Origin of the sequence: Streptomyces sp. NPDC001502, assembly GCF_042894785.1 — a bacterium.
Lineage (GTDB): Bacteria > Actinomycetota > Actinomycetes > Streptomycetales > Streptomycetaceae > Streptomyces > Streptomyces kutzneri.
This window is the reverse complement of record NZ_JBIAVW010000038.1, coordinates 22,886-48,059: the sequence shown is the minus strand read 5'-3', so window position 1 is coordinate 48,059 and position 25,174 is coordinate 22,886. Positions and strand designations below refer to the sequence as shown.

Annotated in this window: 23 protein-coding genes; 11 read left to right on the top strand and 12 right to left on the bottom strand. The window is 72.6% G+C overall.

What is annotated here, in order from left to right; translation table 11 throughout:
- The first annotated feature begins 237 nt into the window (after nucleotides 1–237).
- Nucleotides 238–921: a pyridoxal 5'-phosphate synthase gene (locus ACFY0D_RS38555; RefSeq protein ID WP_390802541.1), complete on the top strand. Its 684-nt coding sequence runs from the start codon at nucleotides 238–240 to the stop codon at nucleotides 919–921.
- Between the two features lie 19 nt (nucleotides 922–940).
- On the opposite strand, the gene ACFY0D_RS38550 is transcribed toward ACFY0D_RS38555, so the two are convergent.
- Together ACFY0D_RS38550 and ACFY0D_RS38545 are read right to left on the bottom strand one after the other, a co-directional pair.
- The gene (locus ACFY0D_RS38550; protein ID WP_390802540.1) at nucleotides 941–1,369 is read right to left on the bottom strand and encodes a Zn-ribbon domain-containing OB-fold protein; all 429 of its coding nucleotides are present in this window, start codon (nucleotides 1,367–1,369) and stop codon (nucleotides 941–943) included.
- Complete coding sequence (locus ACFY0D_RS38545) at nucleotides 1,366–1,818, bottom strand: DoxX family protein (RefSeq protein ID WP_390802539.1); 453 nt, start codon at nucleotides 1,816–1,818, stop codon at nucleotides 1,366–1,368. The genes ACFY0D_RS38550 and ACFY0D_RS38545 overlap by 4 nt, the downstream gene beginning before the upstream one ends.
- A 232-nt stretch (nucleotides 1,819–2,050) precedes the next feature.
- Here ACFY0D_RS38545 and ACFY0D_RS38540 point away from each other — a divergent pair, with 232 nt between their 5' ends.
- The 4 genes from ACFY0D_RS38540 to ACFY0D_RS38525 all read left to right on the top strand — a co-directional run bounded on the left by ACFY0D_RS38540 (nucleotide 2,051) and on the right by ACFY0D_RS38525 (nucleotide 7,247).
- Nucleotides 2,051–3,232: a flavin-containing monooxygenase gene (locus ACFY0D_RS38540; protein ID WP_390802538.1), complete on the top strand. Its 1,182-nt coding sequence runs from the start codon at nucleotides 2,051–2,053 to the stop codon at nucleotides 3,230–3,232.
- Nucleotides 3,229–3,801: a hypothetical protein gene (locus tag ACFY0D_RS38535; RefSeq protein WP_390802537.1), complete on the top strand. Its 573-nt coding sequence runs from the start codon at nucleotides 3,229–3,231 to the stop codon at nucleotides 3,799–3,801. Before ACFY0D_RS38540 ends, ACFY0D_RS38535 begins: the two co-directional genes overlap by 4 nt.
- A 214-nt stretch (nucleotides 3,802–4,015) precedes the next feature.
- Complete coding sequence (locus ACFY0D_RS38530) at nucleotides 4,016–6,250, top strand: acetate--CoA ligase family protein (protein ID WP_390802536.1); 2,235 nt, start codon at nucleotides 4,016–4,018, stop codon at nucleotides 6,248–6,250.
- A 193-nt stretch (nucleotides 6,251–6,443) separates the two neighbouring features.
- Nucleotides 6,444–7,247: an enoyl-CoA hydratase/isomerase family protein gene (locus ACFY0D_RS38525; protein WP_390802535.1), complete on the top strand. Its 804-nt coding sequence runs from the start codon at nucleotides 6,444–6,446 to the stop codon at nucleotides 7,245–7,247.
- Nucleotides 7,248–7,265: 18 nt separating this feature from the next.
- Here ACFY0D_RS38525 and ACFY0D_RS38520 read toward each other — a convergent pair whose 3' ends face one another.
- Both ACFY0D_RS38520 and ACFY0D_RS38515 read right to left on the bottom strand, forming a co-directional pair.
- Nucleotides 7,266–8,051, bottom strand: coding sequence for a VOC family protein (locus ACFY0D_RS38520; RefSeq protein WP_390802534.1), 786 nt, complete (start codon nucleotides 8,049–8,051; stop codon nucleotides 7,266–7,268).
- Nucleotides 8,052–8,187: 136 nt separating this feature from the next.
- Nucleotides 8,188–8,742 (bottom strand): hypothetical protein, encoded by a 555-nt coding sequence (locus ACFY0D_RS38515; RefSeq protein WP_390802533.1) that lies wholly within the window; start codon nucleotides 8,740–8,742, stop codon nucleotides 8,188–8,190.
- Between the two features lie 510 nt (nucleotides 8,743–9,252).
- Here ACFY0D_RS38515 and ACFY0D_RS38510 point away from each other — a divergent pair.
- Nucleotides 9,253–9,870 (top strand): flavin reductase family protein, encoded by a 618-nt coding sequence (locus ACFY0D_RS38510; RefSeq protein WP_390802542.1) that lies wholly within the window; start codon nucleotides 9,253–9,255, stop codon nucleotides 9,868–9,870.
- 184 nt (nucleotides 9,871–10,054) lie between these two features.
- Nucleotides 10,055–10,987, top strand: a complete 933-nt coding sequence (locus tag ACFY0D_RS38505; protein WP_390802532.1) for a D-alanyl-D-alanine carboxypeptidase family protein — start codon at nucleotides 10,055–10,057, stop codon at nucleotides 10,985–10,987.
- Nucleotides 10,988–11,074: 87 nt separating this feature from the next.
- Here the strand turns inward: ACFY0D_RS38505 and ACFY0D_RS38500 are convergent, their stop codons facing one another.
- From ACFY0D_RS38500 to ACFY0D_RS38490, 3 genes are all read right to left on the bottom strand, one after another.
- The gene (locus tag ACFY0D_RS38500; protein ID WP_390802531.1) at nucleotides 11,075–12,142 is read right to left on the bottom strand and encodes a Zn-dependent alcohol dehydrogenase; all 1,068 of its coding nucleotides are present in this window, start codon (nucleotides 12,140–12,142) and stop codon (nucleotides 11,075–11,077) included.
- Entirely contained in the window at nucleotides 12,139–13,341 is a 1,203-nt protein-coding gene (locus ACFY0D_RS38495; protein WP_390802530.1) for an acyl-CoA dehydrogenase family protein, read from the bottom strand. The genes ACFY0D_RS38500 and ACFY0D_RS38495 overlap by 4 nt, the downstream gene beginning before the upstream one ends.
- A 72-nt stretch (nucleotides 13,342–13,413) precedes the next feature.
- The gene (locus ACFY0D_RS38490) at nucleotides 13,414–14,325 is read right to left on the bottom strand and encodes an SDR family oxidoreductase (protein ID WP_390802529.1); all 912 of its coding nucleotides are present in this window, start codon (nucleotides 14,323–14,325) and stop codon (nucleotides 13,414–13,416) included.
- 120 nt (nucleotides 14,326–14,445) lie between these two features.
- On the opposite strand from ACFY0D_RS38490, the gene ACFY0D_RS38485 reads away from it, so the two are divergent.
- The 3 genes from ACFY0D_RS38485 to ACFY0D_RS38475 all read left to right on the top strand — a co-directional run bounded on the left by ACFY0D_RS38485 (nucleotide 14,446) and on the right by ACFY0D_RS38475 (nucleotide 16,953).
- Nucleotides 14,446–15,372: a cyclase family protein gene (locus tag ACFY0D_RS38485; protein ID WP_390802528.1), complete on the top strand. Its 927-nt coding sequence runs from the start codon at nucleotides 14,446–14,448 to the stop codon at nucleotides 15,370–15,372.
- Between the two features lie 143 nt (nucleotides 15,373–15,515).
- On the top strand, nucleotides 15,516–16,202 hold the full coding sequence (locus ACFY0D_RS38480) for a hypothetical protein (protein WP_390802527.1): 687 nt from the start codon (nucleotides 15,516–15,518) through the stop codon (nucleotides 16,200–16,202).
- A 133-nt stretch (nucleotides 16,203–16,335) separates the two neighbouring features.
- Nucleotides 16,336–16,953, top strand: coding sequence for a TOPRIM nucleotidyl transferase/hydrolase domain-containing protein (locus ACFY0D_RS38475; protein ID WP_390802526.1), 618 nt, complete (start codon nucleotides 16,336–16,338; stop codon nucleotides 16,951–16,953).
- A 12-nt stretch (nucleotides 16,954–16,965) separates the two neighbouring features.
- Here ACFY0D_RS38475 and ACFY0D_RS38470 read toward each other — a convergent pair whose 3' ends face one another.
- The 5 genes from ACFY0D_RS38470 to ACFY0D_RS38450 all read right to left on the bottom strand — a co-directional run bounded on the left by ACFY0D_RS38470 (nucleotide 16,966) and on the right by ACFY0D_RS38450 (nucleotide 23,043).
- Nucleotides 16,966–18,621, bottom strand: coding sequence for an alpha/beta hydrolase (locus tag ACFY0D_RS38470; protein ID WP_390802525.1), 1,656 nt, complete (start codon nucleotides 18,619–18,621; stop codon nucleotides 16,966–16,968).
- A 287-nt stretch (nucleotides 18,622–18,908) separates the two neighbouring features.
- Nucleotides 18,909–19,385 (bottom strand): ATP-binding protein, encoded by a 477-nt coding sequence (locus ACFY0D_RS38465; protein ID WP_030731977.1) that lies wholly within the window; start codon nucleotides 19,383–19,385, stop codon nucleotides 18,909–18,911.
- Between the two features lie 384 nt (nucleotides 19,386–19,769).
- On the bottom strand, nucleotides 19,770–20,684 hold the full coding sequence (locus ACFY0D_RS38460) for an acyl-CoA dehydrogenase family protein (RefSeq protein ID WP_390802524.1): 915 nt from the start codon (nucleotides 20,682–20,684) through the stop codon (nucleotides 19,770–19,772).
- Between the two features lie 5 nt (nucleotides 20,685–20,689).
- The gene (locus ACFY0D_RS38455; RefSeq protein ID WP_390802523.1) at nucleotides 20,690–21,847 is read right to left on the bottom strand and encodes an acyl-CoA dehydrogenase; all 1,158 of its coding nucleotides are present in this window, start codon (nucleotides 21,845–21,847) and stop codon (nucleotides 20,690–20,692) included.
- Nucleotides 21,847–23,043 (bottom strand): amidohydrolase family protein, encoded by a 1,197-nt coding sequence (locus ACFY0D_RS38450; RefSeq protein WP_351149854.1) that lies wholly within the window; start codon nucleotides 23,041–23,043, stop codon nucleotides 21,847–21,849. Before ACFY0D_RS38450 ends, ACFY0D_RS38455 begins: the two co-directional genes overlap by 1 nt.
- 130 nt (nucleotides 23,044–23,173) lie before the next feature.
- Here ACFY0D_RS38450 and ACFY0D_RS38445 point away from each other — a divergent pair, with 130 nt between their 5' ends.
- Nucleotides 23,174–24,727, top strand: coding sequence for an AMP-binding protein (locus ACFY0D_RS38445; RefSeq protein ID WP_390802522.1), 1,554 nt, complete (start codon nucleotides 23,174–23,176; stop codon nucleotides 24,725–24,727).
- The last annotated feature ends 447 nt before the right edge of the window (nucleotides 24,728–25,174 follow it).

Here is a 25,174-nt window from a genome sequence, read left to right as displayed (position 1 = left end):
CGGCCCGACACGGAGGGACGATGGGACTGACGGGAAACCCCCATACCCATCCCTGACCCCGCCCCAGCAGCTCCCGCCCACCCAAGCCCCCGCCGTGCTTCGTCTGATTCCGCCCGCCCGGCCCCACCCCCGAGGCCCCCGCCCCACCTCCCCGGCCCCGGCCGAGCCGCTCCCGCCCCCGAAGCCCCCACCCCCGCCCCCTGGCCCCCATCCCCGCCCTGCTGTTCCATATGCCTCATGACCAGCGAGACCAGCGAGATCAGCAGCGACGAATTCCGCGCCACCCTGCATTCCCTGCGCGTGTGGGACTCTCCGCTCCCCGGGTTCGACGCCTCCGCCGCGCCCCGGGAGCCCTTGGCGCTGTTCCGGGAGTGGTTCGTGCATGCCGCCCGGGCGGGGCAGTTGGAGCCGCACACCATGACTCTGGCGACGGTGGACGGGGAGGGGCGGCCCGATGTGCGGACGTTGATGCTGCACGACGTCGACGCGCGCGGCTGGCACTTCGCCTCGCACGCCACCAGCGCCAAGGGCGTACAGCTGGCCGGGCACCCGGATGGGGCGCTCGGGTTCTACTGGCCGACCGTGGGCCGCCAGGTCCGCGTCCGGGGGCGGGTCACCGCCTGCGGGCCTGAGGAGAGCCGGGCGGACCTGGCGGTCCGCTCGCGGGGTGCGCTCGCCGCCGCGCTCACGGGCCGGCAGAGCGAGGTGCTCGGCTCCGCCGAGGAGCTGGCGCGGGTCTCGGCGGCCGCCTGGGAGCGGGCCGGAGCCGAGCCGGACGCGCCGGCTCCGACCTGGACGCGGTACGTGCTGGATCCCGCCGAGGCGGAGTTCTTCCAGGGTGATGCCGCGCGCCGGCACATCCGCCTGCGGTACTCCCGTACGGAAGGCGGTTCCTGGGAGCGCGAGCTGCTCTGGCCCTGATCCCCGGCCCGAAGGTCCCTCAGTGCGGTGGCGGCGCGGGCTGGAAGACCGCCACCCACACCCCGTCCGCGGCCTCGCGGAAGGTGACCGTCAGCGGCATGCCGACGCGCAGCTCCGCCGCATCGCAGTCCACCACCTCGGTCATCATCCGCGGGCCTTCGGCGAGGTCGACGACCGCCGCCGTGTACGGGACGCGCGTACCGAACGGCGGGAGGTCGTTGCGGTGGACGACCGACCACGTGTAGAGGGTCGCCCGGCCGCTCGCCGTCTCCCACGTCACGCGGTCCTCGCCCGCCCAGCAGAAGGGGCAGAACTCGCGCGGGTAGTGGTGCGCCCGCCCGCAGTCGGCGCAGCGCCGCAGGAGCAGCCGGCCCTCGGCCGCCGCGTCCCAGTAGGGCCGGGTGAACTCGTCCGCCTCGGGGAGGTCGTACCGCACGGTGCCGGTCACGGGAACAGTCCGATCGCCGCGTCGAGGGACCAGGTCTGCCAGGACATGGCGAGGAGCGCGACGAGGGAGATGAGCGCCATCATCGCGTTCTGGCCCTGCTCGGCCCAGTCGTGGATCATCAGCACCAGGTAGAGCAGGTTCAGCAGGAGTCCGCCGATCAGTGCGACCGGGGTCAGGAAGCCGAGTACGAGGCCGAGCCCGAGGGCGAGTTCCGCGTAGACGACGATGTACGCCATCGTCTTCGGCCGCGGTGCGACGACCAGTTCGAAGCCGCCCTTGACGAAGGTCCAGCGGTGTTTGCCGGCGACGTCGGCGGCCCAGGCGATGCCGGTGCCGCGCTCGAACCAGCCCTTCTTGTCCTTGTGCCGCCAGCTCTCCAGCCACCACAGGCCGAGGCCTATCCGGAGCACGGCGAGCCATTCGGCCCCACTGAGCCAGATGGTCTGCATCGGCAGCCCCCACCCCTCTCGCGATCGACGCGCACGCTCTATCTGACGGAACGTCAGTTGAGCGGATCCGGGGCGATCGCGCAAGGCCCCGGCCGGCCGCGGACTCACGGGGGTGCGGGCGTTCCGGGCGCCCGTGATCGATCCGCAATCGATTCCCCGCCCGACCGAGACCCATCAACCCAGCGTGGCGATACGATCACACCTCATGCCCGGAGACCCCACAGCACCCGACATGACCACCCAGCCCCGCCCCGTCTACGTCATCGGGGCCGGCCCCGGCGGCCTCGCCGCGGCCGCCGCGCTGCGCGCCCGCGGGGTCCGCGCGGTGGTCGTCGAGAAGTCCGACGCGGTCGGCGCATCCTGGCGGCAGCACTACGACCGGCTGCGCCTGCACACCACACGCCGGCTCTCCGCCCTCCCGGGCCTGGCCATGCCGCGCCGCTTCGGGCGCTGGGTCTCCCGCGACAACGTCGTGCACTACCTGGAGAAGTACGCCGAGTTCCACGAGCTGGAGCTGGTCACCGGTGTGGAGGTGACCCGGATCGAGCCCGCCGGGCCCGGCCCCGAGGGCGAGGGCTCGGACGGCTGGGTCCTGCACGCCAGCGGCGGCCGGGAGCTGGCGGCCGCGGCCGTGGTCGTCGCCACCGGGTACAACCACACGCCCGCGCTCCCCGACTGGCCGGGCCGGGACGCGTACGCGGGCCGACTGCTGCACGCCTCCGACTACCGCAACCCCCAGCCGTACGCCGGCCAGGACGTCCTCGTCGTCGGCGTCGGCAACACCGGTGCCGAGATAGCCGTCGACCTTGTCGAGGGCGGCGCGGCGCGGGTGCGGCTCGCCGTGCGCACCGCGCCGCACATCATGCGCCGCTCCACCGTCGGCTGGCCGGCCCAGCGCAGCGGGATCCTCGTACGCCGGCTGCCCGTGCGGCTGGTGGACCGGGTGGGTCGGCTCGTCGCCAGGGCGTCCGTCCCGGACCTGTCGGCGTACGGGCTTCCGCGCCCGGCCACCGGCCTGTACAGCAGGGTCAAGCAGGGGTCGATACCGGTTCAGGACGTCGGTCTGATCGACGCGGTCCGCAGCGGCAAGGTGGAACCGGTGGCCGCCGTCGAGGCCTTCGACGGCGCCGAGGTGGTGCTCGCGGACGGCTCGCGGATCACGCCGGACGCGGTGGTCGCGGCGACCGGCTACCGCCGGGCGCTGGAGGGGCTGGTCGGCCACCTCGGGGTGCTCGACGAGCGCGGCCGCCCGCTTGCGCACGGCGCCCGCACCCCCGAGCAGGCCCCCGGCCTGTACTTCACTGGATTCGGCAACCCCATCAGCGGCATGTTCCGGGAGATGGCCCTGGACGCGGAGAAGATCGCCAAGGCGGTCGCCCGCCGCCTGCGCACCACCGAGGGGGCTCCGCGATGAGCAATTCCGATGCCGCAGCCGTCCTGACGACGCCCGACCTGGCGGAGGCGACCCGCGCGATGCACACCCTGCTGGACATCGCAGACACCAGGAACGGCGAGGTCGACTTCGAGGCGGTGATCCGGTCGCCGGAGGTCCTGGCCCGCGTGCTCGTGCTACTGCCCGCCCTCAAGTGGTGGGCCGTGGCCGGAGAGAAGCACGGCTCGTCGGACGCCGGCGACGACCCGGCGCGGTGCCTGCCGATCCGTGTGTTCGACTGGTGCCACCCGCTCGATCTCGCCGAGCCGTTCATCGCCGCGCTGGGACCCGACCCCGCGGCCGTACGGTTCGATCTGGACGCCTGGCCCGAGGTGCCCGAGGCCGGACTGGAGCGCGTCTCGCAGAAGTACGCGTACCTCACGCTCTCGGTCAACTCCCGCGACCTCTACCAGGACGAGCTTCACGAGGACCACACCGTCCACGTGCACGTGCCGAACGCCGCCCGGCCCGAGCACGCCGCCCGTGTCCGGTGGCTCGCCGATCAGGTCGGCGGCCGGTTCACCGGCCGGGTGGAGGTGGCGCCCCTGTGAGCCGCCGGGCGGGCCCGGCCCGCCCGCTCGCCTCATCGGCCGATTCGCGCCCTGGACCGGTCCGGGCGGGATCTGTCACCGTTCACTTCACCACACCACCTCCACACCTTTCCTGCGCAGCCCTGTTCCTGACGGCACGTCAGTTCAGTAATCTGACTACACGTCAGTTATTGAGTTCCATCGAGGTTCATCGAGCAGGAGCGGGCGGGCAACGATGCTTGGATCTACTCACGGCACCCTCACCACCGACTTCCGCGCACGTGTCGAGGCCTGCGGGGAGTCTCCCAGGACCGCCGTCCACTCGTCGGCGGCCCCCTCCGCCGACGACGCGGTCCCCCTGGACGTCAGCGGACGACCGCTGCACGCCGACGTGCCCGACCTGGACCGGTTCTTCCGGCCCGAGTCCGTGGCCGTCATCGGCGCCTCCGACACGGAGGGCCGACCCAACACCGGCATCACCCGCCAGCTCATCGCCTGGGCGGAGCGCGTCGGCGCCCGGATCCACCCCGTGCACCCCACCCGCCCCACCGTCTTCGGGCTGACCTGCCACGCCTCCGTGGCCGACCTGCCCGAACAGGTGGACCTCGCCGTCCTCCTCGTCGCCGACCCGCTCCCCGTCATCGAGGAACTGGCCGAGACGAAGGTCAAGTTCGCGGTCGCCTTCGCCTCCGGCTTCGCCGAGACCGGCGACGCGGGGGCCGCCGCCCAGGAGCGGCTCGGCGCCGCCGTCCGCGGCTCCGGCCTGCGCCTGCTGGGCCCCAACACCAACCTCAACGCCTTCGAGAGGTTCCGCGAGGACCTCGACGGCCCGGCGATCGCCCTCATCACCCAGTCCGGCCACCAGGGCCGGCCCGTCTACACCCTCCAGGAGCTGGGCATCCGGCTCTCCCACTGGGCGCCCACCGGCAACGAGGCGGACCTGGAGACCTCCGACTTCATCTCCTACTTCGCCGAGCAGCCCGAGGTCGGGGCCATCGCCTGCTACGTGGAGGGCCTCAAGGACGGCCGGTCCTTCCTGCTCGCCGCCGACCGGGCCGCACGCAACGGCGTCCCCGTCGTCGCCGTCAAGGTCGGCCGCACCGAGACCGGCGCCCGCATGGCCGCCTCCCACACCGGGAAGCTGACCGGCGCCGACACCGTCGTGGACGCCGCCATGCGCCAGTTCGGCGTCATCCGCGTCGACGGTCTCGACGAGCTCCAGGACACCGCCGCCCTGCTCGCCCGGGCCCGCAAGCCCAAGGCGGACGGGGTCGTCGTCTACTCCATCTCCGGCGGCACCGGGGCGCACTTCTCCGACCTGGCCACGGAGGCGGGCCTGACCCTGCCCACCCTCTCGCAGGCCAGGCAGGACGAACTCCACCAGTGGATCCCCGGGTACCTGAACGTCGCCAACCCGGTCGACAACGGCGGCCACCCGGTCGGCGACTGGCGCGGCCGCAAGATCATCGACGCGATCCTCGCCGACCCCGAGGTGGGCGTCCTGATCTGCCCGATCACCGGCCCCTTCCCGCCCATGAGCGACAAACTCGCCCAGGACCTGGTGGACGCCGCCGAGCAGAGCGACAAGCTGATCTGCGTGATCTGGGGCTCCCCCGTCGGCACCGAGGACGCCTACCGCACCACTCTCCTCGGCTCCTCCCGCGTGGCCACCTTCCGTACCTTCGGCAACTGCATCACCGCCGTACGCGCCTACCTCGGCCACCACCGCTTCACCGCCGGATACCGCTCCCCCTTCCAGGACGCACCGCGCACGCCCTCGCCCTCGTACCGCAAGGCGCAGGCCCTCATGCGGCCGTCCCAGCAGCTCAGCGAGCACGCGGCGAAGCAGCTGCTGCGCGCCTACGGGATACGGGTCCCCCGCGAGCAGCTGGTGACCAGCGCGGCGGCGGCGGTCCGCGCGGCCGGGCTGGTCGGCTACCCGGTGGTGATGAAGGCCTCGGGCCCGCAGCTGGGCCACAAGACGGAGCTCGGCCTCGTGAAGATCGGCCTCACCTCGGCGAGCCAGATCCGTGACGCGTACCGGGAGCTGACCGACATCGCGCGCTACGAGAACGTGCCGCTCGACGGGATCCTGGTCTGCCAGATGGTGGAGCGGGGCGTGGAGATGGTCGTCGGCGTGACCCAGGACGACCTCTTCGGCCCCACCGTCACCGTCGGGCTGGGCGGGGTCCTGGTGGAGGTCCTGCACGACGCGGCGGTCCGCGTGCCGCCGTTCGGCGAGGACCAGGCGCGGGCGATGCTGCGGGAGCTGCGCGGGCATGCGCTGCTGGAGGGCGTACGGGGGGCTCCGCCGGCCGATGTGGACGCCCTGGTGGAGGTCGTGCTGCGGATCCAGCGGATGGCTCTCGAACTGGGCGACGAGCTGTCCGAGCTGGACATCAACCCCCTGATGGTCCTCCCCCGCGGCCAGGGGGCGGTGGCCCTGGACGCCCTCGCCATCTGCCGCTGAGCCACCGGAGCCCCGGCCGGGGCTGCGCCCCGCACCCCGCTCCTCAGACGCCGGAGGGGCTGAAATGCCCGGCCCTGCGGGCACTTGCAGGCTGACGCCGGCCACATCCAGCCCCGCCGGCGATTGAGGCGCGGGGGCTCGGGGGCGGAGCCTCCGCAACGGCGCCGCACCTACCCCCGAACGGGAGTCACCCATGAGCCGCATCGCCGAGGACGAAGTCCTGCACCGCATCGAGAACGGCGTCGCCTGGATCACCCTCAACCGCCCCGAGGCGATGAACGCCGTCACCTGGGACCAGCGCGAGCGCATCATCGCGCTGCTCTCCGAGGCCTCCGCCGACCCCGGCGTGCGGGCCGTCGTCGTCACCGCCACCGGCAAGGGCTTCTGCGCGGGCGCCGACCTGCGCGGCGGCGGCGCCCCCGCGGGCGAGAGGGTCGCCGGTGACGTCGCCCGTATGATCCGCCTCGGCGCGCAGCGCCTGATCACCGCGGTGCTCGACTGCGAGAAGCCCGTCCTCGCCGCCGTCAACGGCACGGCCGCCGGTATCGGCGCCCACCTGGCCCTCGCCTGCGACCTCGTGATCGCCGCAGAACCGGCCCGTTTCATCGAGGTGTTCGTCCGCCGCGGCCTGGTCCCCGACGGCGGGGGCGCGTATCTGCTGCCCCGGCTCGTCGGCCCGCAGAAGGCCAAGGAGCTGATGTTCTTCGGCGATGCCGTCCCGGCCGCCGAGGCCGAGCGCCTGGGTCTGGTCAACCGGGTGGTTCCGGCTGCGGAGTTGGAGGCGACGGCCCGCGAATGGGCCGAGCGGCTCGCCCAGGGGCCCACCCGGGCCCTGGCCATGACCAAGCAGCTGGTCAATGCCTCCCTGGACGGTGACCGGGCGGCCGCACTCGCCGCCGAGGCCACCGCCCAGGAGATCAACATGACCACCGCCGACGCGAACGAGGGCGTGGCGAGCTTCGTGGAGCGCCGCACGCCCAAGTACCTCGGCCGCTGACGGAACCGCCGCGGCCCACTACATCCGCGGGTCGGGCTTGAGCAGCGCGAACACCGCTCCGGCCGGGTCGGCCAGCCAGGCGATCCGGCCGACCTCGGGGAGGTCGGTGGCCGGCATGAGCACCGAGCCGCCGTTCGCCTTGGCCGCCGCGACGGTGGCGTCGACGTCCGCCGAGGAGAAGTACGGCACCCAGCGCGCCTCCTCGGCCGCGCCCTCCCCCAGGAAGGGGGCGACCCCGCCGAAGGAGGCGTCCTGCTGGTCTCCGTCGGCGGTGCTCAGCACCCGGTACGTCATTCCGGGCGCGGGCATCTCGGCGCTGCGCCAGCCGAACACTCCCGTGTAGAAGTCGATGGCGGCGACGGGGTCCGCCACGTGGAGCTCGGTCCACACCAGCGTGTTGTCGGCGGAGGTCAGCTGGAGTCCGGCGGTCTTCCCGGGCTGCCAGCAGGCGAACTCGGCGCCCTGCGGGTCGGTGAACTGGGCCAGCCAGCCCTCTCCCATGACGTCCATGGGCTCCATCCGGACCGCGCCGCCGCCGGCGGTGACGGCCGTCGCGGTGGCCTGGATGTCGGGGGTCATGAAGTGCTGCATCCAGGCGGACGTGGCCCCTTCCTCGGTGAGCGGCCCGAGCGCGGCGACGGTCTTGCCGCCGACCTGGAAGAACCCGTACCCGCCCGCCTCGGGCCCGGCGGAGACGAACTCCCAGCCGAGAACGGCGCTGTAGAACGCGGCGGCCGCCTCGGTGTCGGGACTGCCGAGGTCGAGCCAGTTGGGTGATCCGGTGGTGAAGTCGGTGCCGAGCATGGGGTCCTCCCGGGACTACGGCGGCGGTACGAGGTCGCTGCCACGATGCCGAGCCTCCACCCGCGCCCGGGCGTACGGACCCACGGAGGCGGGGGGTTTCACCCGTGTGGGGGTACGGGACGCTCGGCGCGGCGCCCTAGGCGAGGACGTCCGGCGGGCCGGAGCGCCACAGGGGGCGCATGGAGCCGGCGCCCGGGTTGCCGACCGGGTGGAGCTCGGGGCGGGCCGCGGGCCCGGCCTCCTGCCACTGCGACTGCCAGCCGGGGCAATCGCCGACGATCAGTTCCACCCCGGCCCGCTGGTCGAACCGCGCGTCGGCCGGCCGTTCCCGCCAGGTGCCCGAGGCTGTGCAGCGCGCCACGGAGCCGTCGCCCGGATTGACCGGGAGGTCCTCGACGACGAGCTCGCCGCCCTCCCGGAGCCGGACCGTCCCGCCGCCCTCACCGTGCCACGTGCCGGCGTACTGCGGCTGCCGCGACCCGGACAGCTCGTAGCCGTTCGTCGTGACCCCATCGGTCGCGTACGGCCCGCTGACCAGGGTGGCCAGCGCGAGCACGCCGGAGGTGACGTACGCCGCCGTCGCGACGTAGCCGCACGACCGGGTGGTGCGCAGCGCCAGACCCGCCACCAGCAGGGGGAGTACGCCGCTGCCCGCGATCCAGGCCAGGGAGGGGAGGAACGGGAACCCCACACGCCACAGGAAGAAGGCGCAGGCCGCCGACGTGCCGAGGAGCCAGGCCGGTACGGCGGCGACTTCGCCCGTCCGGCGGGCCAGGGTGAGGGCGGGGCGGGGCGGGTGAAGACGAAGGCGTGCAGCATGCCGATGACCAGCAGCAGGGCGGGGACGACCACGGCCCCTGCGACGAGGAAGGTCAGCAGGTCGTGTCCCCGGGTGGTGAGTTCGAAGCCGTCGTCCGGCCCCTGCAGGACGACGAACAGGGCCAGCCCTGTCAACAGCTGCCCGGCGAAGACCGCTTCCGCGCCGGGTGCCGATGCCCACCATCCGCGGTCCGCCGCCGCCCGCGGCATCCGTGTCACCTGCGTCATCCTGCCCACCCGCCCTCGTCTGAACGCGTTCAAGTCTCTCGGACCGGGACTCTACACCTTTCCTGAACATGTTCAAATAGCGCGCTCACCCTCCCGCCCCTTCCTATCTGACGAACCGTCAGCTTCAATCGTTGCTGTGATGGGACATGCAGGGATGGCGGCCACCGTCGTCCGATACCTCAGGTCAGTGGGCTCCCCCACCTCCGCCTCGGCGGAGCGGGAACCCGAGTCCGTCGACGCCCTGCCGCGTCCCGACCTGCGGGCCGTCGGCGAGGACGAGCGCGCGCCGGTGTCCCCCGCCGAGTTCCGGGCCGTGCTCGGGAACTTCGCCAGCGGGGTCACCGTCATCACCGCACCGCCCGGCGAGGACGAGGAGGGCCCGGCCGGCTTCGCCTGCCAGTCCTTCGCCTCGCTGTCCCTCGACCCGCCCCTGGTCACCTTCATGGTGGCCCGTACGTCGACCACCTGGCCGCGGATCGCCCGCGCCGGGGTGTTCTGCGTCAACATCCTCGGCGCCGCACAGGGTGAGTTGTGCCGGTCCTTCGCCGTCAGCGGCGCCGACAAGTTCGCCGGGGTGACCCACACGCCCGCCCCCGTCACGGGATCACCGCAGCTCGACGCGGTGCCCGCCTGGATCGACTGCCGGATCCAGGCTGTCCACACCGGCGGGGACCACCTCATCGTCGTGGGCCGGGTGGTGGCCATGGGCGCGGCCGGCGAGGGCGAGCCGCTCCTCTTCCACAAGGGCCGCTTCGGGCGTCTCGCCGACTGACGGGCCGGCTGACGGCCCTGCCGCCGGACCGGCCCCGGACCGTTCCGCCCCCGCAGCTCGATGTCCCTGCGTCCGCCGGATGCGTAAGCTCCCCCACGGGCTGGACACCCTCGGTGTTCTCTCGGCGCTCCAGCCCCTTCGGAATTCTTCGGATACGCGGGGATTTGATTTGATACTGAACCTGATGCGCCGTACGCGCGGCGCGATCGCCGTCACGGTCGCCACCGGGGCCTTCCTGGTGGCCGCTTCGCCGGCCTCGTCGGCGGCTCCGGTCGCCGCACCTCCCGTCACGGCCGCCGGATCGATCCTGATCGACGGCACCAGCGGGGCCACGCTCGCCAGCAAGGCCGCCGACACCCAGCGGCAGGGGGCGAGCACCACGAAGATCATGACCGCCCAGGTCGTGATGCGTACGCCCAACCTGAACTACGACCAGAAGGTCACCATCAAGCAGGAGTACGTGGACTACGTCGTCCGCGAGGGCGCGAGCTCGGCCCACCTGAAGGTGGGCGCCACCCCGACGGTCCGCCAGCTGCTGTACGGGCTGATGCTCCCGTCCGGCTGCGACGCGGCCTACGCGCTCGCCGACACCTTCGGCAAGGGCGCGACCACACAGGCCCGCAAGGCGGACTTCATCGCGCAGATGAACGCCAAGGCCAAGTCGCTGGGCATGACCAAGACCGTGTACGACTCCTTCGACGGCATCTCGCCGACCGGCAAGAACCTCACGACCCCGCGCGACCTGGCGAAGCTGACCAAGTACGCGATGTCGGGCGTCACCTTCCCGAAGATCGTGGCGGCGAAGACCTACAGCACGGGCGGCACCTCGACCGACGCCACGTGGGGCAACAGCAACCTGCTGATCAGGGAGCGTCCCACCGGCTACGCCTACCCGGGCGCGATCGGTGTCAAGACCGGCACCGGCACCGCCGCGGGCAAGTGCCTCGTGTACTCGGCGACCCGTAACGGCAAGACCGTCATCGGCGTCCTGCTGAACGACGAGGAGCGCTACGCGGACTCGATGAAGCTCATGGACTGGGCGCTCGGTTCGAGCGCCGGCTCCGGGGCGGCACTGCAGCGCGGCAACACCGACCCGATCCCGGACGTCCTCGACTGACGGTGACACGGTTCACGGCTCCTCCGCCGGCGGGTGCGATCCCGTCGGTGGGGGAGCCGAGCCGTTTCCGGGGAGCGGCAGGGCCGGTCAGAAGGTGAGCACTCCCCTGGCCACCCGCCCGTGGTGGGCGTCGTCCACGGCCTTGGCGAAGTCCTCGACCGGGTAGACCTCCGTGACCAGTTCGTCCAGCAGCAGCCGGCCCTGCCGGTAGAGCTCGGCGTAGAGCGCGATGTCGCGCTGCGGGCGCGAGGACCCGTACCGGCAGCCCATGATCGTCTTGTCCAGGTACATGGACGACACGAGGAACGACGCCTCCTCCCGGAAGCCGGGCACGCCGAGCAGGACCGCCTGCCCGTGCCGGTCGAGGAGGTCGATCGCCTGGCGGATCAGCTTGACGTTGCCCACGCACTCGAAGGCGTGGTCGGCGCCGGTCGGCAGGATCTCGCGGACCGCCGCCGACGAGTCGGCGGCGGCGGACGCGTCGATGAAGTGCGTGGCGCCGAACTGCCGGGCCACCGCCTCCTTCGCCGGGTTCGCGTCCACCGCCACGATCGTCGTGGCGCCCGCGATCCGGGCCCCCTGCAGCACGTTCAGCCCGATGCCGCCGGTGCCTATGACGACCACCGTCTCACCGCGGTCCACGCGCGCCCGGTTCAGTACCGCCCCCACCCCCGTGAGGACCCCGCAGCCGATGAGCGCAGCCGAGGTCAGCGGAATGTCGGCCGGGATCTTCACGGCCTGTACGGCCTTGACGATCGTGCGCTGCGCGAAGGCGGAGTTGGAGGCGAACTGGAACAGCGGCTTCCCGCCCCGCGAGAACGGCTGCCCGGGCATCCCGATCGCCTTGCGGCACATCGTCGGCCGGCCCCGGTCGCAGTCAGCGCACGCCCCGCAGTTGGCCAGGGTGGACAGCGCCACGTGATCGCCCGGCACCACGTGGGCAACCCCCGGGCCCACCGCCTCCACGACCCCCGCGCCCTCGTGCCCGAGCACGACCGGCGGCGGGAACGGGATCGTCCCGTCGATGACCGACAGGTCGCTGTGGCACAGCCCGGCCGCGCCGATCGCGACCAGCACCTCCCCCGGCCCCGGGTCCCGGATCTCCAGGTCGTCGACCACCTGAGCCTGCTTGCCGTCGAACACGACGCCTCTCACCTGGACTCCTTAGGCAGGCCGAGCACGCGCTCGGCGATGATGTTCCGCTGGATCTCGTCCGAGCCGCCGTAGATGGTGTCGGCACGGGTGAACAGGAACAGGCGCTGCTCCTCGTCGAGTCCGAGTTCGTACGGGAGCCCGGGCGCCCAGGGGCCCGGCCCGGCCGTGGCCGCCGCGCCGCGGACCTCCACCGCCAGCTCCCCGAGCCGCCGGTGCCAGCCGCCCCACAGCAGCTTGGCCACGCTGGGGGCGCCCGGATCCCCGTCGGCGCCGAGGGTGCGCAGCGCGTTCCACCGCATCGTGCGCAGCTCGGCCCACTGCCGGACCAGCCGGTCCCGCAGGACGGGGTCCCCGGCGCCCGAGGCGGCCCGCGCCGCGTACGCCGCCAGAACGCGCTCCAGTTCCGCCGCGAACCCGATCTGCTGGACCAGGGTCGAGACCCCGCGCTCCAGGGCGAGCAGGCCCATGGCCACGGTCCAGCCGTCGCCCTCGGCGCCGACGACCTCCGCCGCGACCGCCCCGTCGAAGAACACCTCGTTGAACTCGCTCGTGCCCGACATCTGCCGGATCGGCCGGACCTCGACGCGGCCGGGCTGGTCCATGCGTACGAGCAGGAACGACAGCCCCCGGTGACGGCGCGAGCCGGGCTCGGTGCGGGCCAGGACGAAGCACCAGTCGGCGTCGTGGGCGAGCGAGGTCCAGATCTTCTGGCCGGTCACCCGGTACAGCCCGTCGGCCGCGTCCCGTACCGCGGCCGTACGGATCCCCGCGAGGTCGGACCCGGCGTCCGGCTCGCTGTAGCCCTGGCACCACAGCTCCTCGCCCCGCGCGATGCCGGGCAGGAAGCGGCCCTGCTGCTCGGGCGACCCATGGGCGATGAGGGTCGGGGCGAGGAGGTTCTCGCCGATGTGGCCGACCCGGCCGGGCGCGCGCAGGGCCGCGTACTCCTCGGCCCACACCACCTGGCCGGTCAGGGAGAGCCGCCGGTTTCCCCACCCGTCGGCCTCCCAGCCCTGCCCGATCCAGCCGCCCCGGCCGAGCTCGCGTTCCCACGCCCGCCGGACCCCGGCCCCCTCGTGCTCGCTGCCCGGTCCGCCGAGGCCGACGGCCTGTGCGTACGGGCCCACGAGGTGCTCCGACAGCCACGCCCGGGCGCGCCCGCGCAGCTCCTCGTCCTCGGCCCCGAAGCTGAAGTCCACGCCGCTCCCCCTGGTCCTGTCCCGCCCTGTCTTGTCCGGTCCCGCCCGGTCCGGTCCCGCCCGGTCCGGCTCCTACGCGTTGGGGCGGTCCTTGGCGGCCGCCGCCTTGGCCATGGCCTCCAGCTGCGCGAGCATCGGCATCGGGTCGGTGCCCACCGTGCCGGGCAGGAAGTCGGCGATCTTCTCCGGCGTCCAGGACCCTTCGGCGTATCCGGCGCGCAGCTCGCGCGGCTGCGCCCAGACGGCGATCTTCGGACCGGCGATCGTGTACACCTGCCCGGTGATGTCCTCGGCCCTGGCCCGGTCGCTGAGCAGGTAGGTGACCAGCGCCGCCACGTCCTCGGGCTCGCCGATCTCCTTGAGCTCCATCGGCACGTTGGCGGACATCCGGGTGCGGGCGACGGGTGCGACGGCGTTGGCCGTGACCCCGTACTTGGCCAGGCCCAGCGCGGCGGAGCGGACGAGCGAGATGATCCCGCCCTTGGCGGCGCTGTAGTTGGCCTGGGCGACGGAGCCCTGGTGGTTGCCGCTGGTGAAGCCGATCAGGGTGCCCGTGCCCTGCCTGCGCATGACGGCGGAGGCGGCGCGGAAGACGGTGAAGGTGCCCTTCAAGTGGGTGGCGATGACCGGGTCCCACTCCTCCTCGGACATGTTGAACAGCATCCGCTCGCGCAGGATGCCGGCCACGCACACGACGCCGTCGATGCGGCCGTACCGTGCGAGCGCCGTGTCGACGAGGCGCTGGCCGCCCGCCATGGAGGAGATGTCGTCGGCGACGGCGACGGCCTCCCCGCCGAGGGCGGTGATCTCCTTCACCACGGCCTCGGCGATCTCGCTGGTGGGCTCCGCGCCCTCGATCCCGACCCCGTAGTCGTTGACGACGACCTTGGCGCCCTCGGCGGCCGCGGCGAGTGCCACGGCCCGTCCGATGCCCCGGCCGGCGCCGGTGACGGCGACGACCTTGCCTGCCAAGAAGTTCCCCACGTCCGGCCCCTTCCCGCGATTTCTGACGGACCGTTAGATTCTATGGGTAGTCGGATACACCTGCACAAGCCCTCGTTGTCGTCGTAACCGCCGCATCCACGCAAGGAGCTGTCGACGCCCATGACCCTGCCCGCCGAGTTCCACGACATCGCCAAGCGCGTCAACAACTGGGGACGCTGGGGCGCCGACGACGAGATCGGCACCCTGAACCTGATCACCGACGAGGTGGTCCGGGGCGCCGCGGCACAGATCCGCACCGGCCGCCGGATCCCGCTCGCCCTCCCGCTCAAGGAGGACGGGGTACAGGTCGGCATGATCCCCGGCCGGATCAACCCGCTGCACACGATGGTGCAGATCAACCAGGAGCTCTTCGGTCCCGGCACGGTGGCCTGCAACGACGACGCGGTGAGCATGGGCCTCCAGGCGGGCACCCACTGGGACGCCCTCACCCATGTCTCGCACTCGGGGAAGATCTACAACGGCCGCCCGGCCGGCACCATCACGGCCCACGGCCGCGCCGAGTTCAGCGGCATAGACAAGGCCGGCCACATCGTCTCGCGCGGGGTGCTCCTCGACGTCGCGCGCGCGAAGGGGCTGGACCGGCTGCCGGGCGACCACGCGGTGACCCCCGGGGACCTGGCCGAGGCCGAGGAGTTCGGCGGGGTCACCGTCCGCCCCGGCGACATCGTCCTGGTGCGCACCGGCCAGATCCAGGTCTACCTGGCGGGCGACAAGCACGGCTACGGCTTCCCCTCGCCCGGGCTGTCCGTCCGTACGCCCGAGTGGTTCCACGCGCGGGACGTGGCGGCCGTCGCGAACGACACGCTGACCTTCGAGATCTTCCCGCCGGAGATCGAGAACCTGTGGCTTCCGGTCCACGCCCTCCACCTGGTCGAGATGGGCATGCACCAGGGCCAGAACTGGAACCTCGAAAAGTTGTCCACAGCCTGTGCAGAAGAGAACCGCTACGCGTTCCTCCTCTCCGCCATGCCGGAACCCTTCGTCGGCGGCACCGGAACTCCCGTGGCCCCGGTGGCCGTCCTCTGACCCGACGGCGTTTCGCCCCGGGGGCTTTGGCCGCACGGCCCCCGGGGCGTACGACCACGTGGAACCATGAGGTGTACATGCCGCGTCACCGTTCGCGTGCGTCACACCCCGTCCCCGCCACGTTCCCCGCAGGAGAAGCCCGCATGGCCAACCCGTACCAGGTAACGCCGCCACCTGCCCCCAGGCGCCGTTCAGGCGGCAACATCGTCGCCGTCATCGTGCTCGCCGTGGTCATCATCGGTGGCTACTTCGTCATGCAGTCGCTCCGCAAGGACGACGGCAAGCCGTCGGCGTCCCCCTCGGCCTCCCCCTCCGCCAAGCCCACCGCCAAGGACCCCGGGTCCCCCGAGTCCTCCTCCGACACCTCCAGCGCGTGGAAGGTCGGCGACTGCGGCGGCCCCGACCCGGCCAAGGCCCCCGACGGGTACAAGCGGCACGGCTGCTCCGACTCCGGCGCCACCTTCAAGGCCATCGACATCAAGGAAGCCAGCATCCTCCCGGGCGCGATCCAGTGCCCGCCGGGCACGGACCTGATGATCGACGTGAGCATCTCCTACGGCGGCAAGTCGAGCGGCATCCCCACCAACACGGTCTGCGGCCGCAACCTCTCCGGCGACCACCCCGGCGACGCCGGCGCCGGCGGCGGCCAGCTGGTGAAGGGTGACTGCGTGACCTCCCAGGCCAAGGAGGTCGCCTGCGGCGGCTCGGGCGCCCAGAAGGTCCTCGGCCTCGTCAAGACGAAGGCCGAGTGCCCCTCCGGCACCACCGACCCGATCGAACTGACGATGGCCATCGGGCGCCCGTACGACGTGATCTGCACCGACGGCTGAGACGCCCCGGAACGTGACCGCCCGCTGTCCCGGCACGGCGCCCGGGACGGCGGGCGACAGCGGCCGACCGCCGACCGCCGGCCGGCGCCGAAAATTCCGTGCCCCGGCGCCGGTGAAGGCGCAGACTCGGCCCATGGCGGACATGCGGGCATTCCGGGAAGCGGTCGACCACTGGGCGAGCGGCGGTCCCGGCGAGGCCGCGAGCGAGCTGGCCGCACGCCTGGACGTGCGGACGGCGGTACTGCTGGAAGGGCCCAGCGACCACGCGGCCGTCGAAGCCCTGGCCGCACGGCGCGGCCGCGACCTCGCCGCCGAGGGGGTGTGCGTCGTACCCATGGGCGGGGCCATGAGCGTGGCCCGCTACACCGGCCTCCTCGGGCCGCCCGGCCTCGGACTGCGCCTGACAGGACTGAGCGACGAACGCGAGCAGCCCTTCTACGACCGTGCGCTGGACCGGGCCGGGGCCCCGAGGCAGGGCTTCTTCGTGTGCGTGGCGGACCTGGAGGACGAACTCATCCGGGCACTGGGCACCGCGCGGATCGAGGAGGTCCTCCGGTCCGAGGGCGACCTGCGCTCCTGGCAGACCTTCGTACGTCAGCCCGCCCAGCACGGCCGTCCCCGGCAGCGGCAGTTGCGGCGCTTCCTCGGCACGAAGAAGGGCCGCAAGATCCGCTACGGCCGCCTCCTCGTCGAGGCCCTCGCTCCCGAAGAGGTACCAGCCCCGCTCGACGACCTCCTCGCGGCGCTGTGACCCACGCCTGCCTCAGTCGGCCTCCTTGACGCAGGTCCGGTCCTTCGCGGGCAGTTTGCCGGTGGCCAGGTACCTGTTGACCTGGTCGTCCACGCAGCTGTTGGCGTAACTCCCGTAGAGGGCATGCCGGTTCGCACCCTCCAGAGTGATCAGCCTGGAACTCGGCAGCTGTCGGCGCAGCTCGACGCTGCCCTTGTACGTGGTGCGCGGATCGCCGGTGGCGGCCACGATCAGCGCGGGGGCATCACGCCGTACCCGGGTGGGCTCCTCCCGCGGCCGGTCCCAGAAGGCGCACGGGTTGATGTTGCGGGTCAGCGGGCCGAACAGGGGATGCGCGGCGCGGCTGCGCTCGATGTCCCGCCAGTACTGCTCGGGATCGCGCCCGGCGGCCACGTCCCCGCAGATGATCGCGGACTGCACTCCCGTGGGCTCGCCCTCCCCGCGCAGCGCGTACCGGAGCTCCCCGGCGAACCCCGCGGGCAGCGTGGTCGGCGCCCCGCCGGCGGCCTCGACCAGTACGGACAGCAGCCCGCCGAAGGACGCCCGCGCGGGCTCGGTGTCGTCCGCGATGCCCGAGAACAGCAGGAGCGGCACCTGACTGTCGTCGATCCGGAAGGCGTCGGCGCCCGAACCGATGGTCAGCGGGCCGCGCGCGGATGCCGCGACGACGCGGTCGACGGAGGCTAGCACCTCGGCGCGGGTGCGGCCGAGGCCGTAGGTGCCGTGGCGCTCCGCCGCCCAGCCCGCCCAGTCGGACAGCGCCTTCTCGTTCTCGCGCTCCGTGCCCTCCAGCAGTCGCGGCCGGTAGTCGCCCGGGTCGATCGCCCCGTCGAGCACCATCCGGTCGTGGCGGCCGGGGAACATCTGGGTGTAGACCGTGCCCAGGTAGGTGCCGTAGGAGTAGCCCAGGTAGGAGATCTTCCGCTCGCCGAGCGCGCCGCGGATGACGTCCATGTCGCGGGCGGTGTTGCGGGTGCTGATGTGCGGGAGCACGGAGGCGCCGGTGGCCCGGCACTTGTCGGCCAGGCTCTTCTGCAGGGCGACCTGCCGGTCGAAGCCCGCCCGGTCGGCGCCGGCCGACAGCCAGGTCATACCGAGGGGCCAGCCGCAGTCCAGCGGGGTGCTGCGCCCGACGAAGCGCGGGTCGAAGCCGACGATGTCGTAGCGGGCCCCGACTTCCTTCATCGCCGCGCGGGCCGTCGGCGGGTAGGCCCGGGCGGGGCCGCCGGGGCCGCCCGTGTTCAGCAGGATCGCGCCGATGCGGTGACGGGTGTCGGTGGCCTTGAGCCGGGATATCGCCACGGTGATCGTGCGTCCCCGGGGGGCGGCGTAGTCCAGCGGCACGGTCACGTCCGCGCACTGCACACCTGCCCTGTCCAGATCAGGGCCCGTGGTGTCGCCGGGGCCAGTGACGCAGCTGCCCCAGGCCGGCCGCTGCCGGTAGTACGGGTCGAGGCCGGCCCCGGAACGGTTCGCGGCGGACGCGGACGCGGACGGGGGCGCGGCCCCGGCCGCCCCGGCGGACGCGGCCTCGTCGGCGACGGCCAGGGTGGGGGTGGCGGCGAGGCAGGCGGCGAGGACGAGGCCCACGGAAGACGCGCGACGGGCGGCGGGGCCGAGGGGTCGGTCGGCGGTGGGCGGCGCCTCGGCCGCTTCGTGTGATCGCATGCCCCGAGGCTAGGAACCGGCCCCGGCACGGCACATCGGCCACGGGCACGAGGTCGCGGGTCCCGCCCTCCCCCGGCACCCGGGACCCGCGGCCCGGTCCAGCCTCCTCCCCCAGGAGGAGGCCCGGCGGGTTCTGCGGGTGGCGGCGACGCGCATGCACGCCCCGAGCGCGGCACGGCAGCCGCCACCCCACGACCCGCACTCGTCAAGGCCTGCCCTTGGCGTCCCCTCGCGTCGAATCGCTCCACACCAGGGTGATCAAGATGTGACGAACCGTCAACACCTCGTTAGAGGTACACGCGCGGTTCCCGCGGCGGGGTATGAAATTCCGACGGGCCGTCCGAGGGCCGCTCGGACGCGCAGTCAGAGGTCGATTTCTGCGCGCGGTCGATCTCGCACCAGATCTGTTTGCCCGCACCCTCGCGCTGCCAGCCCCAGCGGTCCGCCAGCCCGTCGACCAGCTCCAGGCCGCGCCCGCCGGTGTCCTCCCCGCACGCCTGCCGGCGGTTCGGCGCCCGGTCGCTCGCGTCGGCCACCTCGACCCGCACTCCCGGCCCTCCGAACAGCATCCGCAGCACGGCCGGACAGCCCGTGTGCACGACCGCGTTCGTGACCAGCTCGGAGATCAGCAGGATCAGCGTCTCGGCGAGCGGCTCGTCGTCCCCTATGCCCGACCCCGCCAGCCGGGAACGCGCCCACCGGCGGGCCCGGCCGACCTCGGCGGGATCCGCACCGACCTCAAGCTGAACCTGAAGCACCTGCACCGCTCACACCATCCGAACCGGCGGACACTTCGCCTCGCGACAGGACGGGATCACCCGCTGTGATCCCCTTCCGTAGCAGCATGGTTGACATACAGTCACCACAACAAGCGCTTCGGGCATATTCACGCGCGAAGGTGTGGGCGTGGTGCATACTGTGCGACGCTCGCGCCGCTCAACCGCTCGCATTCGTGGGAGCGTACCGGAGCAGGTCCCCGCATCCGGGCCGCAATGAGTTGGGCGAAGGACACAAACCGATATCAACTCTCTGTAATCGGACATGCGTCCCGCGTCGTCCTTCCCGTGCCTCCACATCACCGTGAGCGACGTCCGCCGAGGGTCTCCCGCCGACGCGGCCGCCTCCCGCGCCCTACCCCGCCCCGCGCCTTACCGCGCCCGGCCCCCTTGCCCCGCCGAGCCCAGCAGCTCCTGCGACAGCAGCTCCTCCGCCTGCGCCGCCGTCCGCCACTGCTCGGCCCGCACCCAGGCCCGCTTCAGGTGCAGGTGCACGTCCGCCTCCCAGGTGAAGCCCATCCCACCGTGCACCTGCAGGCAGTCCCGGGCGCCCAGCACCGCCGCCTCGTCCGCGAGGAGCTTGGCCGCGGCCACCTCCCCCGCGTCCCCCGTCACCGCCGCCGCGTAGACCGCCGTACGGGCCACCTCCGCCCGCACCAGCATCCGCGCACACAGGTGCTTGACCGCCTGGAACGCCCCGATCGGCTGCCCGAACTGCTCGCGCTCGCCCGCGTACCGCACCGCCAGCTCCACCGTCCGCAGCGCGCTCCCGAGCTGCAGCGCGGCCGTCAGCAGCGCCCCCTCCTCCCGGTACGCCGACGAGTCGCCCGCCACCGCCACCCGGTGCAGCGGAGTCAGCGGGTCCACCGAACGCACCGGCTCGCCCGCCGGCACCCCGGACGCCCCCAGCACCGCGTCCGCCTCCCCGAGGTGGGCCACCAGCGGTCCGCCCAGGTCGAAGGCGCTCACCACCGCCGTCCCCGCCGCCGCCCCAGGAACCACCCCGGCGGCCAGGTGCGTGGCCACCAGCGGACCCGGCACCAGCGCCCGCCCGGCCTCCTCGAAGACCAGCACCGCCTCCGGCAGTCCCAGGCCCACACCGCCCTCGGATTCCGGCAGGCGCAGCGCGAAGAAGCCCGCCTCGCCCAGCTCGCGCCACAGGGCGCGGTCCACGCTCGCGCCCGTGTCCACCGACGCCCGCAGCGCCTCGCGTCCGTACCGGCCCGCCAGCAGGTCCCGTACGCCCGCCCGCAGGTCCTTCTGGTCCTCGGTCGGCTGGAAGTCCATGCCCCTCACCGGCCCTTCGGGAGGCCGAGGATCCGCTCGGCGACGATGTTCCGCTGGATCTGCGAGGTGCCCGCCGCGATCGTGTACGAGAGGGAGGAGAGCCGGTCCAGGGTCCACTCCTCCTCCAGGGACAGGGACTGGGCCCCGAGGACCTCCGCCGCCGTGTCGTACAGCTCCTGGCGGGCGTGCGAGTAGGCGAGCTTGAAGACGGAACCGCCGATGCCGGGGACGCCGCCCGCCGATCGCCCGGCCTCGCTGACGTTCCACTGGGTGAGCCGCCACAGCGCGCCGAACTCCCCGTACAGCCGTCCCAGCCTGCGCCTGAGCACCGGGTCGTCCCACCGGCCGTTGGCCTGCGCCGTCCGGGCCAGTTCCCCCAGGGTCCGGCGGCAGGCGACGACCTCGCCGACGAAGGCGGTGCCGCGCTCGAAGGACAGCGTGACCATGGTGACCCGCCAGCCGTCGTTCTCCGCACCGACCCGGTCGGCCACCGGGACCCGTACCTCGTCGAGGAACATCTCCGCGAACTCCGCCGACCCGGCGAGCGTGCGCAGCGGCCGTACGGTCACCCCCGGCGCGTCCATCGGCATGGCCAGCCAGGAGATCCCCCGGTGCTTGGGCGCCCCGGGATCGGTGCGCACCAGCAGCTCGCACCAGTCGGCGACCTCCGCGTGCGAGGTCCAGATCTTCGACCCGCTGATCACGTAGTCGTCGCCGTCGCGCACGGCCCGGGTGCGCAGGGAGGCCAGGTCGGAGCCCGCGTCCGGCTCACTGAAGCCCTGGCACCACACCTCGTCGCCGCGCAGTACGGGCGGCAGCCAGCGCGCCCGCTGCTCCGCCGTGCCCTCGGCGGCGATCGTCGGTCCGGCGTGCAGCAGCCCGACGAAGTTCGCGCCGACGTACGGGGCCCCGGCGCGCTCGGTCTCCTCCAGGAAGATCAGGTGCTGGGTCGGGGTGGCTCCGCGGCCGCCCGCGTCCACCGGCCAGTGCAGGCCCGCGTAGCCGGCCTCGTACAGCCTGCGCTGCCAGCCGAGGTCGTAGGCGCGCCGGCCCGGCCAGTCGTCGGGGGACGGCCTGGCGGGCAGCTCGGGGAGCACCTTGGCGAGCCATGCGCGCAGCCGGGCCCGGAAGTCCTGCTCCTCCTCGGTGTAGGTCAGGTCCATCAGCGGTCGCGGTCCAGGTCGAGGCCGAGCATGCGGATGGCGTTGCCGCGCATCAGCTTGTAGACCGTCTCGTCGTCCAGCCCCTTCACGTGGTCGAGGGCGACCTCCTTGGTGTGCGGGAAGGTCGAGTCCACGTGCGGGTAGTCGGTCTCGAAGGTCGCGTTGTCGCGTCCGACGACGTCGAGGGAGGCGATCCCGTGCTTGTCGCGGAAGAAGCAGCAGAACATCTGCCGGTAGTAGTACGTGGACGGCGGCTCGGGGATCAGGTCGCGGACTCCGCCCCAGGCCCGGTGTTCCTCCCAGACGTCGTCGGCCCGTTCCAGGGCGTAGGGGATCCAGCCCATCTGGCCCTCGCTGTAGGCGAGCTTGAGCGTCGGGAACTTCACCAGGACGCCGCTGAAGAGGAAGTCCATCATCGAGGCCATCGCGTTGTTGAAGCTGAGCGAGGCCTGGACGGCGGGGGGTGCGTCGGGGGAGGCGGCGGGCATCTGGGAGCTGGACCCGATGTGCATGTTGACCACCGTGCCGGTCTCCTGGCAGACGGCGAAGAAGGGGTCCCAGTAGCCGGAGTGGATGGAGGGGAGCCCGAGATAGGTGGGGATCTCGGAGAAGGTCACGGCCTTCACCCCGCGGGCCGCGTTGCGCCGGATCTCGGCGACGGCGAGGTCGATGTCCCAGAGCGGGATGATGCACAGCGGGATCAGCCGGCCGCCGCTGTCGCCGCACCATTCCTCGACCATCCAGTCGTTGTAGGCGCGTACGCAGGCGAGGGCGACTTCCTTGTCGTGGGCCTCGGCGAAGGTCTGGCCGCAGAAGCGCGGGAAGGTCGGGAAGCAGAGCGAGGCCTCGACGTGGTTGAGGTCCATGTCGGCGAGGCGCGCCTTGGGATCCCAGCAGCCGCGGCGCATCTCCTCGCGGGTGATGCCCTCCAGGGTCATGTCGTCACGGTCGAAGCCGACGGCGGCGATGTTGCGCTTGTACGGGAACTTCAGGTCCTCGTAGATCCACCAGTCGGTCGGCGGGCCGTCGGGGTCCATGGTGATGACGTACTTGCCTCCGGTGTAGGCGAGTTCGCCGATGCCGGCGGTGAGCGCCTTGGGGCCGCGGTCGCGGTACTTGGCGGGCAGCCAGACGTCGAACAGGTGCGCGGGCTCGATCACGTGGTCGTCGACGCTGATGATCCGAGGCAGTTCCATGGTCTCCCCAATTCACCGATCTGATGGATCGTCAGAAACAAGCTAGCCCCGCCACCCCTGGACCGACAAGCGTCGGCGCTCTACGCTCTGCGCTTGATCTGACTATCCGTCAGCTATGGGGAGGTCTGGGATGACGGACACCGCGACCGCGACAGAACTGAGCCGGTCCCGGACCCTGTGGGAACTGATCTCCCGCCGGGCCGCGCTGACCCCGGACGCCACCGCCTTGACCGAAGCCGCCGAGGACCCCGCACACGACCGCCGGCTCACCTTCGGCGCACTGCGCGACCGCTCCGAACGCGTCGCCGCCGGCCTCCACGCCATGGGCGTGCGCCCCGGCACCGTCGTCGCCTGGCAGCTCCCCACCCGCATCGAGACCGTGCTGCTCTCCGTCGCCCTCGCCCGGATCGGCGCCGTCCAGACCCCCGTCATCCCCTTCTACCGGGACCGCGAGGTCGGCTTCGCCCTCCGCGAGTCCAAGGCCGAGTACTTCGCCGTCCCCGGAACCTGGCGCGGCTTCGACCACACCGCCATGGCCGCCCGCCTCGGCGCGCGCGGCGTCTTCGAGGCCTACGCGGACCTCCCCGACGGCGACCCGGCCGTACTCCCCCCGCCGCCCGCCTCCGGCACCGGCGTCCGCTGGATCTACTGGACCTCCGGCACCACCTCCGACCCCAAAGGCGTCCTGCACACCGACCGCTCCCTGATCGCGGGCGGCTCCTGCCTCGCCCACGCCCTCCACCTGAGCCCGTCCGACGTGGGCTCCATGGCCTTCCCGTACGCGCACATAGGCGGCCCGGACTACCTGGTGATGCTCCTGCTGTACGGCTTCCCCGCGGTGCTCTTCGAGAAGTTCGCGATGCCCGGCGCGCTGGACGGCTACCGCCGCCACGGGGTCACCGTGGCCGGCGGCTCCACCGCCTTCTACTCCATGTTCCTGACCGAGCAGCGCAAGGCCCCGGGCGTCCCCCTCCTCCCCACCCTGCGTCTCCTGGCGGGCGGCGGCGCCCCCAAGCCGCCGGAGATCTACCACGCGGTCGTACGGGAGCTGGGCTGCCAGCTGACCCACGGCTACGGCATGACCGAGGTCCCGATGATCACCATGGGCTCCCCGGACGACACCGCCGAGAACCTCGCGACCACCGAGGGCCGCCCTCCGGCGGGCATGTCCATCCGCATCACCTCACCGGACGGCACCGAGCTCCCCCGGGGCACCGACGGCGAGGTCCGCCTGCGGGGCGAGGCCGTCTGCCGGGGCTACCTGAACCGCGACGGGGCGGCGGACGCCTTCGACCCCGACGGCTACCTGATCACGGGCGACCTCGGCCACCTGACGCGGGACGGCTACCTGGTCCTCACCGGGCGCAGCAAGGACGTCATCATCCGCAAGGGCGAGAACATCTCGGCGAAGGAGATCGAGGACCTCCTCCACCAGCTCCCGGGCATCACGGACGTGGCGGTCATCGGCCTCCCGGACCCGACCCGCGGCGAACGCGTCTGCGCGGTGGTGGAACAACCCCCGGGAGCCGCCCCCCTGACCCTCCCCCAGCTGACGGCCTACCTCCGCACCCAAGGCCTGGCCACCCACAAGCTCCCGGAACAACTCGAACTCCTGGAAGCCCTTCCCCGCAACGAGGCCCTGCGCAAGATCCTGAAGTACAAGCTCCGCGAGCGGTACGCGTAGCCCTGCGGGGCGGGGGCCGAAGGGCGGGGGCCGAAGGGCGGGGGCGGGGGCGGCGTGCAGGAGCCACCTGACCGGCATCAGAGTCGCGCATGGGGGCTTCCCGTCAGTCCCATCGTCTCTCCGGTTCGGGCCGGCCCCTCAAGGGCGCTCCCTTCGGTCGCGTCGCTTCGCGATGTCGCTGCGCTCCACCCTTGACCGACCGACCCGCCCCGGACATACGAGGACAGCCGGGAAACCCCCAAAGGAACGAGCCGGGCACTCAAGAATCAGGACGGGGCGGCCAGAGATCCGCGAGGAGATCCCGGTGGGCACGACCGAGAGACGGGGCCCATGACGGCGCCCTGCCGAGTCGGCGGGGCGCGCCACATCGCTACGCGCTCCTCATCGCTCAGCGTCCGACGACCGTCCTGGGCTGGACACAAACCGCCCACAGCCTCGGTCCCCCAC